This is a genomic window from Pyrococcus kukulkanii (assembly GCF_041647995.1).
GTDB lineage: Archaea > Methanobacteriota_B > Thermococci > Thermococcales > Thermococcaceae > Pyrococcus.
Genome location: NZ_JARRIB010000005.1, coordinates 69,824 through 79,574 on the forward strand (window position 1 = coordinate 69,824; position 9,751 = coordinate 79,574).

The following is a 9,751-nucleotide window of genomic DNA, read 5'->3' on the forward strand; positions in this document are numbered from 1 at the left end:
CTTCACCACCTGAGTTAGGTTGACCTAATTGATATATGGGACTTTCGGATCTGGTAGAGAAACAGAGGGAGAGGAATCACGGCGAGGTTCCTGGGCTCATGGAAAGCCAAATCATGCTTAGACAGGAGGATTTTCTCCCTGATTGGAACCCTGGGGAAGTCAGAGGGAGTAACGGTGGACTGCCACTTAACTTCGACACCAAAATACTTGGTTACGAAATCAACTTCCTTGCGTGCTACCAGATAGTACGTTGGATAGGCCCGGCTCAAATGCTCACCAACTATGCCCTTAACGATCTTTGAAGTAGGGATTGCTATTCCAAACATCTCTGAAAGAGAGAAGACTACAAGAGGATCAATGAAGTAGAACTTCCTCTCCTTCCTGAATAGCGGAGTGAAGTTCTCTGGCCGGACTTGGAAGTAGTTCCTCCCAATCATTAACTCCTCAAAGAGCTCAAGGTAGTCCCTGATCGTTACATGGGAACCTATTTCAAGCTCCTTTGCTAGCGAGTTAAGGGTTATTCTGTCTCCATACCTCCTAAGAAGGCCAAGGATTATTGAAAGTGCTATCCTCTCACTCCTGCCAAGTTTAAGCACGTCCAAGAAAATTGATTCCCTTACTGCATCCTTCAGGTTCTTGCCCTTTATAGAACCAGGATATCCCCCGACTTCAAGGTAGACCTCAAAGGCCCTCATCAGCTCATCGAAGTAAGGATACAACTCCTCAGCATTCTCGTAGAAGTCTTTGGAGGTTGTTGGATTGGGATGGGGCAATGGAATTTCCCTAAGCTCTGGATAAAGTAGATCTACTACATCCGAAAAGCTAAGGGGAAGAAACTCAACTATTCTTATGTTCCGCCCAGGGAAGCTCTCCCTTTTAAGGCCTGCAGAAGTGGAACCGGTAACTTGAAGGGTCATCCGGGGGGATAGGGGAGAATCCAGCAGGAATTTAATAGCCCTATCCCAATCATTCAAGAAAGTTACTTCATCCAAAAACACAAAGGCATGCCCTCTCCTCCTTCTCAGGAACCATGTTATCAGTTCAACGATTTCCCGGTAATCTTTAAGCAGATCACAAGAGAAATACAGGATGTTCCTGGGATCTACTCCCCTGCTTATCAGTTGCATAATAGCGAGCTTCATGTACGTGGTTTTTCCTACTTGTCTTGGTCCTATAATCACGGCATTTTCCGTTAAGGGCTCAAATATTATTTTTGGATCTTTGGATGTTGCGGATTTTACTTTTTCATCTTCATATATTGCGTCTTTATCTTTCCACCATGGGTTCTGGAGGACTGCAAGTTCTTCGATCATATTTGATACTATAGTGTCAAGGAGTATATAAATATGCTGTTAGCTTAATGTCAATTTGGAACATTCAACAAACTATCACTCTACCCTTTTCCAAATTTCTTGCGATCCTTTCAAGGTCCATTCTTGCCCAACAAAACCCAGCTCACGCTTTAAAAGCATTAACTTCATCAAAGCCTAACAAAAAGTATTTTGAATAAATGGACAAATAGAGTTATGGGGGATTAGATAGTGGAAGAGATAAAAGTCTCAAAGAAAGACATCCTATTCTATGAGAGATTGAGGATAATATCAGAGCTAGCCCCAATTAGGGAAAAATACGAGCATTTGAAAATAAATATGGAATGACACTTGAGGAATTTGAAAAATGGCTTGAAAACTCAAGAGAAGAATCATTTGAGACATGGGACGACTACATAGAATGGAAAGCATATAGTAAGAAACTTGAGGAATTACAAAGAAGACTTGAGGAGATACAAAATGCTCAGAGAGTTAGAATTACTTGAAAAGAGTCGCATAGTAACTAACTATGGAGATTTTAGATTATAAAGATGGAGAGACCTTTTACTTCTTTAAAATTATTACTTCTTTAAAATTAGAGCAGAACTCATTGATGGAAGTGTCCTATACATTAGGGAGTTTGTATCAGAAGATGACTACAAATACTCATTTCAATGGCAAAAGGGAAATAAGATGTTAATTCGATGGGATAACGCTCCACATCATAAACAAATAGAAAACATTCCCACATCATAAACATATTGAATCCTCTGAAAATATCTATCCATCTACAGAACTCTCCTTAGAAGATGTTCTCAAGGCTATCGAGAGGCAACTATATCAGAGAGATCCCAAACAAGGAAGCCCTCGCTCTTAAGCTCATCCTTCTTCTCCACGCTCCTCGCAATCAGCCCAAGCCTAATGTCACCCTCAAACTTGACTTTCTTGGCTTTCTCCTTTAAAGAAGACAGGACTTTCTTAGCGTCCCTCTCCCTTAAATCCGACCACTTAACCTCAATTAGATAGGCAACATTTTTGTCCAACGCGAGGATATCTATCTCCTCCCCCTTGAACCACCACCTTCCAATTCTCTCAAAATCTATGGGCCTTTTTAATATCAAAAACTCCCTGGCTAAGTCTTCAAACCTCCTCGAGAGAACCTTGTACAGATTCGCAAGGCTTGCAGTTCCCTGGGATATCTCCTCAAGTTGCGGGTACGTTAAGGTGAACCAAGTCAGCAACACAGGATCGGCTATTCTGTACAGGCTAACCCTCCTGCTACCCAGGATGGGAGTTTCCTTCTCAACGAGACCGAGCCTCATCAAGGTGTCAATGTAGGGATAAACGCTCCTAGCGGGAAGCCCAAGATAGTTGGCGATCTCCTCAAGCCTCCTGTTCCCTTCAGCGATCGCCCTTAGAATTGAAAAGTAAACCCTAAGCTCCCTAAGTTCCTCCCCCAGGATGATGTAGGGCTCATCGTAGAAGAAGCCGTAATCACTCAAGAATTCCTCTCTAACGAACTCCTCAAGTGAGGAATATCGGGAGGCTAACCTCAGATAGGAAGGAATTCCGCCGACCAGCATGTAGGCTTCAACACCATAGAAATTGTCCTCAAAGAATTTAAGTGAATTAACGTAGTTCAGGGGCTTTAAGTGAATACTCCTCGTCCTCCGCCCGTAAAGGGGAGAGGCATATGAGAGGACGTCATCCCACAGCATGCCGAGGAGGGAGCCAGAGAGGACGAGCATAACCTCCTTGTTGCTTAGATAGTGATCCCAAACCTGCTGGAGGTGGCTTAAAATTGTCCTGTCAGATTTTATCGCGTACGTGAACTCATCGAGAACTATCAATACATCGTCGACTTCCTTGGCCATATACTTAAGGACGGGTAACCAGCTATCCGGTTTCATTTCCAGTACCGTCTCATCTCCCAGGAAGGCGGAGAGCTCTCTAAGGAACTCCCTAATTTGAACCTCCTTAACGGCCTGAGGAAAAGTAAAGAAAAATGCATCCTTACCTTTTGCAAATTCTTGGAGTAGCCTCGTCTTCCCGACCCTTCTCCTTCCATATACTACAACGAACGAGGGCTTATTCCCCCATTCCTTCTCAAGCAACTTCAGCTCAAGCTCCCTGTCAATGAACTCCATCTAATCACCATTATATATAACCATGATTATATATAAAGAAGTTTCGAAAAATCACTCGCGGGCATGCTTGAGGACGTGGAAGGCCTCACTCTTTATTATCTCCAGCCCGGTCTTCACCGCGTTAACGCTCCCTGGGAGGGCAAACACTACGACAATCCTGTTCCTGCCCCTAATAATGCCTGCAGTGGCCCTCGTCAGGATTGCGGCACTCCCTATCTCCTCATAGCTCTTCAGTCTGAATATCTCGCCAAAGCTAAGCTCCTTGTCGAATAGAGGTCTTATGGCCTCTATCGTTACATCTGTAGACGTTATTCCAGTTCCTCCTGTCGTCACGACGACATCTGCTCCCTTGTTCACAGCCTCAAACAAGGCTACCAGAATCTCAAGCTTGTCATCTGGGACTATCTTGTAGTGGACGTTTTCACCGAGCTTAGAGAGCTCCTCCACGATTAATGGTCCCGCCCTGTCCTCCCTTTCTCCCCTAGCTCCCTTATCGCTGACCGTTATTACTCCGAACTTAAACGTCCTGGGGGCCTCCTTTTTGTGCTCCTCAACGCCCATAGAACCACCCAAAATTCCTTCATCAAAACCTTCTTATATCTCTTTTCGATGAGTATCTTAACGGTGGTTTCATGAGGCCTAAGGTAGCCGTTCTTTTCAAGATGAAAAGTAGACCACTTGAGGAGTTGAAGAGGTACGCTGACGTTGACGTTCTCCTTTACCCCAGCGAGGATGAGCTCGCCGAGAGGATAAAGGAGTACGATGGGATAATAGTTTCGCCCCTCAACAGGGTCACAAAGAGGGTTTTGGAGAGGGCTGAGAAGCTGAAGGTTATAAGCTGCCACTCCGCGGGTTACGACAACGTCGACGTTGAGGAAGCAACGAGAAGGGGAATATACGTAACCAAGGTTTCCGGGGTTCTCAGCGAGGCCGTGGCGGAGTTCACCGTTGGCCTCCTCATAAACCTCATGAGAAAGATACACTACGCCGATAAATTCATCAGGAAAGGAAAGTGGGAGAGCCACAGGGTAGTCTGGAGCGGGTTCAAGGAAATAGAAACGCTCTACGGCAAGAAAGTTGGGATAGTTGGAATGGGAGCCATCGGAAGGGCCATAGCCAAAAGGCTGATCCCCTTCGGAGTTGACCTGTATTACTGGTCGAGGCACAGGAAGGAGGAAGTTGAAAGGGAAGGCGTGAAGTATCTACCTTTAGATGATCTCTTAGAGGAAGTTGACATAGTAATCCTAGCTTTACCGCTCACCAAGGAGACGTACCATATAATAAACGCCGAGAGAATCGAGAAGCTAAAGGGAAAGTACCTCGTCAACATTGGAAGAGGAGCCTTAGTTGATGAGGAAGCACTAACGAAAGCATTGAGGGAGGGAAAGCTGAAAGGCTATGCAACTGACGTATTCGAGGAGGAACCAGTTAAGGAGCACGAACTATTTGAGTACGAATGGGAAACCGTCTTAACACCGCACTACGCCGGGCTGGCAAAGGAAGCGTTGGAGGATATGGGATTTCAAGCAGTTAAAAACCTTCTCGCTATCCTTAGGGGAGAAATTCCCGAAGATTTAGTGAATAGGGATGTTGTTAAGGTCAGGTCCATAGAGGAGGTTAAGATGCTGGAGGGATGAAGATGATAGAGTTGTTGAAAAAGCTGACCCAAACCCCAGGAATCTCAGGCTACGAAGAAAAGGTTAGGGAGGTAATTATAGAGGAGCTAAAAGATTTCGCCGATTACAAGATCGATGGAATTGGAAACCTGATAGTGGAGCTTGGGGAAGGAGAGGAGGAGATACTCTTCATGGCGCACATGGATGAGATAGGCCTCTTAATCACGGGTGTAACCCAGGATGGAAAGCTAAGGTTCAGGAAGATCGGAGGCATAGATGACAGGCTGTTGTACGGAAGGCATGTAGATGTTATAACCGAAGATGGAAAGGTGGATGGAGTTATTGGGGCAATCCCTCCCCACCTAAACATCAAGGGAGATAAAGGGGTTAAGCCCTGGCACGATCTGGTTATTGACGTTGGAGCTGAGAGCAGGGAAGAAGTTGATGCCCTAGGAATTAAGCCCCTCGACTACGCGGTGTTCAAGAAACACTTCGCGGTCTTGAACGGCAAGTACGTTTCAACAAGATCCCTCGACGATAGATTTGGGGTTGTTGCATTAATTGAGGCAATAAAAGACCTCGTAGACCACGAGCTTGAAAAGAAGGTCATCTTTGCCTTTACTGTTCAGGAGGAGGTAGGGCTTAAAGGCGCGAAGTTCCTAGCGAACACTTACAGCCCCAGGTACGCCTTCGCAATAGACTCCTTCGCCTGCTGTAATGAATTGACGGGTGATGTTGCTCTCGGCAAGGGGCCGGTTATAAGGGCCGTTGATAATTCTGCAATCTACTCCAGGGATCTAGTCAAAAATGTGCTTGAGATAGCTGAGAAGAACGATATTCCAATACAGATCGGCGTTACAGGGGGAGGAACAGATGCCTCAGCGTTCCAGCACAAGGCAAAGGTTCTCGCTTTAAGCGTTCCAATAAAGTACCTTCACAGCGAGGTTGAGATGCTTCACTTAAGGGATCTTGAAGCGCTGATAAAGCTCATAGAGGCGATAACCTTCGAACTCTAGGAGGGCCACTAATGATTGAGTACCTGGGCTACTTTGGAGTTGGAATTCTCGTTGGAGCCCTTGCAGCTTTATTCGGCCTCGGTGGGGGTTTCCTCCTAGTTCCAATATTGAACATAGTCGGGGTTGAAATTCACCACGCAATAGGGACTTCAAGCGCGAGCATAGTGTTTACCGCATTAAGCTCCTCCTACGCCTACCATAAGCAGCGAAGGATACACTATAAGGCAGGCCTATTACTTGCAAGCACCGCAATAGTAGGTGCATACATAGGGGCCTGGCTTACCTCCTTCATCCCGGCGAGGCAACTGAAGGTCATCTTTGGGCTCGCCCTCATTCCCGTGGCCTACAGAATTTACAAGAAGAAGCCCGTAGAACCAACTCAAATTAGAATTAGGGACGTTAAGGTAAACGAAAAAGTAATTCCCCTAGGAGGCTTCTTTGCCGGGGTAGTGAGTGGACTTTTGGGAGTTGGAGGAGGGATAATAAACGTTCCATTCTTAACTTGGCTCGGAATGCCCATACACTACGCCGTTGCCACATCAAGCTTCACGATAGTTTTTACATCGACGAGTAGCGCAATAAAGCACTACCTCCTTGGCAACGTTGAAGTACAATGGCTCCCCCTTCTAGTTCCTGGGTTAATAGTTGGAGCTCAGCTTGGAGCTAGGATAGCGAAGAGAATTAAGGCTAAGAGCTTAAAGAATGCCTTTGCCGTGGTAATGGTGATTCTCGCATTAAGGATGATACTAAAAGGGCTCGGCTTTGAGGTGCCATGAGATGTTCAGCAAGGAGGAGATTGAGGAGTTAGTCATTCAAATAAGAAGGGAGCATGGACTGCCGGTTACTCCCTTTGAGATAGATGAGGTGAGGTACGACAGGGAAGAGGACAAGCTGTTCATAATAGCCCACGACAGAACGGACAAGAGCGTCATAATCGGGAGTAGCCTAGTTATAGGCAAGCTTAAGGAGATCCTGGGCGTGAAGATGGTTAGCGTTTACACGACCCTGGACTTAATACTTAAGAGAATGCAACTTGAAAAAAGTCTAAACTTTGCCGAGGAACATGGCCTCGACTTCCTTATCCCTTTTATAAAGGCTGAATTCAACTTTCCCCCCAGGAAGTGGCCCAAATCTAAGAAAACTGTTAATGGAATAGTGTTCTTGACTTTCAACGCTCAAGCCCTCCTAGGTTTTGCCAACTCATTTGGAGTCAAAGGAGATATCTATGGCGTTAGATACTCCTTCCCAAAGCTGAACTTCATCCCCGTAGATAGACCCATCAGGGAGGTGTTCTTTCCAAACGAGGAATTCCTGACTAATTTAGCCCAGGAGGGAGAGGTAATTTTATCGGAGTTTAAGTCCCCCGCAAAGGTTCAAAAGGCTATCCTCATTAACCCGATAAAGTTCCTGAGAATAGGGTACTTTGAACTTAAGTACCTCTTCGGGGAGTCAAGGCCCGCAGTATTCGATAAAGTTGATTTACTTGAGTACGTAGTTGAAATGGTCTCCGAAGGGCTTATGGAAGCAACGGATGGGGCGAGGATAATTAGATGGGGTTGGAAGAGATGATAGTGGGTATAGCCGGTAAAATTGCCGCTGGCAAAACCACAGTAGCGAGGTTACTTGAAGAGCGTGGTTTTTGTAGGATAAGCTGTAGTGAACCCTTAATAGACATACTCACGGGTAACACTAAAGATTATTCCTGGGTTCCCGAAGTGGAGTTCAAGGGAGAGCCAACGAGGGAAAACTTAATTGAGTTGGGTAGGATACTAAAGGAGAAGCACGGAGAGGATGTACTAATCAGGCTTGCCGTTGATAAGCTAAGGCACTGCAAGAACATAGCAATAGATGGAGTTAGATCCATAGGGGAGGTAAAGAAAATCAAAGAGATGAAAGGGGTACTCATATACGTCGAAGCTAGGCCTGAGATAAGGTTTGAAAGGCTGAAAAGGAGGAACGCAAAGAAGGACAAAGCTATAGAGACACTTGAAGACTTATTAAGGTTTGACGAATGGGAGGAGAAGTTATATCAGACATCAAAGCTCAAGGAAATCGCGGATTTCATAATAGTGAATGAGGGATCCATTGAAGAGTTGAGGGAAAAGTTATACAAGATTCTCCGGCTTTAACCCTCTTTTAACTAGGTAATCATTCCACTTTTTCGCGTACTCTAAGAACGTTTCATCCCCAGTTACCCTGTAGAGCCAGTAAAGGAGTCTTATATGGAGCCTGTGATAGAAAACACTTGAAGAATTATAAATGATGGCGTATCTGCTCCAACTCCCAGTATCGAAGTAGGGTAGAGCTCTTTTAACTGACTCCACGTAGGTCAAGAAAAGTTCTAATGCCTTCGGATTTTTCGTTACCATATAGTAATAATAAACCCCCCGTGCCGAGATGATATGACCGTTAAGAACCAGTTGTTCGGGATAGTAGGGATACTCAAGTATCCATGGCCCAAACTTAGTTTCGGTTACAAAGCCCCCATGCTCAAGCGGCACCTTAAACGAGTTAAAGAACAGGGTTGCAAGCCTAAGGTACCTTTCGTCCTTTGTAACATTATAAGCAATGGCGTACATACCACAGGCAACTCCCTGGGAGTATCCAGAAATCCAGGGGACGCTTGAGTTCTGAAAGTGGAAGTAAATGGGGAGATAGGCGTACTTAACTCCACGGTACTCTCTTTCCCGTATGAACGGAATTATATCGTTTAATATAGAGAGCATAACATCTATTTTCCCTCTTTTCCAGCTTTCTTCTGCCCAATGAACCGCAGAGACGGGATATAAATTAAATCCTCTCGCCCTGTAATAAACAAACGGAAGGGTTAAATTTATCGGGCCATTCACAACTTTTATCGTCCCATAGTAGGGAGACCAATTGGAGAAGACCATAGACATGTCCTTATGCCCAGGCCTTTGGAAGGCTTCATAGTAGTATGTAGTTGCTATGAGTCCCAGCGAAATGTACCTAAAACTCCTCTCATCTAATTTACCCAGCCTGTACAAGAAAACTAGCATATCTAAGTGGTAGGAGAGATCCCTGTAAGCCTGTAAATACGTAAGGTTACCAGTTTTAAGCCACAAGCCAAGGTACTTCTCCCTCAGGACTTTATTCTTCCTGAAGAAATCCTTTACCACATCATTACCGTAAGTATCTATTATCTCCTCCAACTTATTACAATCGGTAAAAAATGTCTTGGGAAGAGTTGATAACGGAACGTGACCCTCTTCCAACACGACAAATCTGCCAGGATAATGGTGAAGCTTGATAAATGTAACTGCCTTAGGATGGAAGGATAATTTTCCTACTATCTCAAACCTTACTCCGCTCCATCCAACTCCAGTTCCGGAGACAGTAACATTGCAGGCAGGTGAGCTTAAAAGAAGGGGGGTATTCACGTCAAAGGGAGTTACACTAATATTTCCAAGGGATAAATTAAAATTCGCGAGTTCAAAATACCCATCCTCACTTACTAAGACTACGTACGCTTGACATTCTCCTCCCCCGGATGGAACGTTAGAGTGGTTTAGGCCGACGAGTGACAATGTCAAGATGACAATCGCCAGGATTAACCCAACTACCTTCCAGTTTCTTATCATCATTTTCCTTTCTCACAATGCAAACATTAAAAGCTTACTGACATAACGGGAAAATTTAAT

12 protein-coding genes are annotated in these 9,751 nt (G+C 45.0%); 8 read left to right on the plus strand and 4 right to left on the minus strand.

Features of this window, described 5'->3' with window-relative positions:
- Positions 1 to 14: 14 nt before the first annotated feature.
- A complete protein-coding gene (locus P8X24_RS10325) occupies positions 15 to 1,313 on the minus strand; it encodes an ATP-binding protein (RefSeq protein ID WP_372915966.1) in 1,299 nt (432 codons plus the stop codon).
- 341 nt (positions 1,314 to 1,654) lie between these two features.
- On the opposite strand from P8X24_RS10325, the gene P8X24_RS10330 reads away from it, so the two are divergent.
- From P8X24_RS10330 to P8X24_RS10340, 3 genes are all read left to right on the plus strand, one after another.
- A complete protein-coding gene (locus P8X24_RS10330; protein WP_372915968.1) occupies positions 1,655 to 1,816 on the plus strand; it encodes a hypothetical protein in 162 nt (53 codons plus the stop codon).
- 124 nt (positions 1,817 to 1,940) lie between these two features.
- Positions 1,941 to 2,066, plus strand: a complete 126-nt coding sequence (locus P8X24_RS10335; protein WP_372916185.1) for a toxin-antitoxin system TumE family protein — start codon at positions 1,941 to 1,943, stop codon at positions 2,064 to 2,066.
- Positions 2,067 to 2,070: 4 nt separating this feature from the next.
- Positions 2,071 to 2,187 carry a hypothetical protein gene (locus tag P8X24_RS10340; RefSeq protein WP_372916187.1) on the plus strand — a complete coding sequence of 39 codons (117 nt, stop codon included), beginning with the start codon at positions 2,071 to 2,073 and terminating at the stop codon, positions 2,185 to 2,187.
- Here the strand turns inward: P8X24_RS10340 and P8X24_RS10345 are convergent.
- Together P8X24_RS10345 and P8X24_RS10350 are read right to left on the minus strand one after the other, a co-directional pair.
- Positions 2,132 to 3,457: an ATP-binding protein gene (locus P8X24_RS10345; RefSeq protein ID WP_372915970.1), complete on the minus strand. Its 1,326-nt coding sequence runs from the start codon at positions 3,455 to 3,457 to the stop codon at positions 2,132 to 2,134. The two genes, P8X24_RS10340 and P8X24_RS10345, sit on opposite strands and share 56 nt — an antisense overlap.
- A gap of 51 nt (positions 3,458 to 3,508) precedes the next feature.
- The gene (locus P8X24_RS10350) at positions 3,509 to 4,018 is read right to left on the minus strand and encodes a MogA/MoaB family molybdenum cofactor biosynthesis protein (RefSeq protein WP_372915972.1); all 510 of its coding nucleotides are present in this window, start codon (positions 4,016 to 4,018) and stop codon (positions 3,509 to 3,511) included.
- Positions 4,019 to 4,089: 71 nt separating this feature from the next.
- On the opposite strand from P8X24_RS10350, the gene P8X24_RS10355 reads away from it, so the two are divergent.
- Genes P8X24_RS10355 through P8X24_RS10375 form a run of 5 tightly spaced genes read left to right on the plus strand, consistent with a single transcriptional unit; the run spans position 4,090 to position 8,218 of the window.
- Positions 4,090 to 5,094, plus strand: a complete 1,005-nt coding sequence (locus tag P8X24_RS10355) for an NAD(P)-dependent oxidoreductase (RefSeq protein WP_372915974.1) — start codon at positions 4,090 to 4,092, stop codon at positions 5,092 to 5,094.
- Entirely contained in the window at positions 5,091 to 6,089 is a 999-nt protein-coding gene (locus tag P8X24_RS10360) for a M42 family metallopeptidase (protein ID WP_372915977.1), read from the plus strand. The genes P8X24_RS10355 and P8X24_RS10360 overlap by 4 nt, the downstream gene beginning before the upstream one ends.
- 11 nt (positions 6,090 to 6,100) lie before the next feature.
- Positions 6,101 to 6,865, plus strand: coding sequence for a sulfite exporter TauE/SafE family protein (locus tag P8X24_RS10365; protein ID WP_372915979.1), 765 nt, complete (start codon positions 6,101 to 6,103; stop codon positions 6,863 to 6,865).
- 1 nt (position 6,866) lies between these two features.
- Positions 6,867 to 7,658: a hypothetical protein gene (locus tag P8X24_RS10370; RefSeq protein ID WP_372915981.1), complete on the plus strand. Its 792-nt coding sequence runs from the start codon at positions 6,867 to 6,869 to the stop codon at positions 7,656 to 7,658.
- Positions 7,655 to 8,218, plus strand: coding sequence for an AAA family ATPase (locus tag P8X24_RS10375; RefSeq protein ID WP_372915983.1), 564 nt, complete (start codon positions 7,655 to 7,657; stop codon positions 8,216 to 8,218). Before P8X24_RS10370 ends, P8X24_RS10375 begins: the two co-directional genes overlap by 4 nt.
- Here the strand turns inward: P8X24_RS10375 and P8X24_RS10380 are convergent.
- Positions 8,195 to 9,694 (minus strand): D-glucuronyl C5-epimerase family protein, encoded by a 1,500-nt coding sequence (locus P8X24_RS10380; RefSeq protein ID WP_372915985.1) that lies wholly within the window; start codon positions 9,692 to 9,694, stop codon positions 8,195 to 8,197. The genes P8X24_RS10375 and P8X24_RS10380 overlap by 24 nt on opposite strands.
- Positions 9,695 to 9,751: the final 57 nt, after the last annotated feature.

Excerpts from the sequence above, each read along its gene's own strand:
- P8X24_RS10325 (WP_372915966.1), bottom strand. The coding sequence starts at position 1,313 with ATGATCGAAGAACTTGCAGTCCTCCAGAACCCATGGTGGAAAGATAAA.
- P8X24_RS10330 (WP_372915968.1), top strand. The coding sequence starts at position 1,655 with ATGACACTTGAGGAATTTGAAAAATGGCTTGAAAACTCAAGAGAAGAA.
- P8X24_RS10345 (WP_372915970.1), bottom strand. The coding sequence starts at position 3,457 with ATGGAGTTCATTGACAGGGAGCTTGAGCTGAAGTTGCTTGAGAAGGAA.
- P8X24_RS10350 (WP_372915972.1), bottom strand. The coding sequence starts at position 4,018 with ATGGGCGTTGAGGAGCACAAAAAGGAGGCCCCCAGGACGTTTAAGTTC.
- P8X24_RS10355 (WP_372915974.1), top strand. The coding sequence starts at position 4,090 with ATGAGGCCTAAGGTAGCCGTTCTTTTCAAGATGAAAAGTAGACCACTT.
- P8X24_RS10360 (WP_372915977.1), top strand. The coding sequence starts at position 5,091 with ATGAAGATGATAGAGTTGTTGAAAAAGCTGACCCAAACCCCAGGAATC.
- P8X24_RS10365 (WP_372915979.1), top strand. The coding sequence starts at position 6,101 with ATGATTGAGTACCTGGGCTACTTTGGAGTTGGAATTCTCGTTGGAGCC.
- P8X24_RS10370 (WP_372915981.1), top strand. The coding sequence starts at position 6,867 with ATGTTCAGCAAGGAGGAGATTGAGGAGTTAGTCATTCAAATAAGAAGG.
- P8X24_RS10375 (WP_372915983.1), top strand. The coding sequence starts at position 7,655 with ATGATAGTGGGTATAGCCGGTAAAATTGCCGCTGGCAAAACCACAGTA.
- P8X24_RS10380 (WP_372915985.1), bottom strand. The coding sequence starts at position 9,694 with ATGATGATAAGAAACTGGAAGGTAGTTGGGTTAATCCTGGCGATTGTC.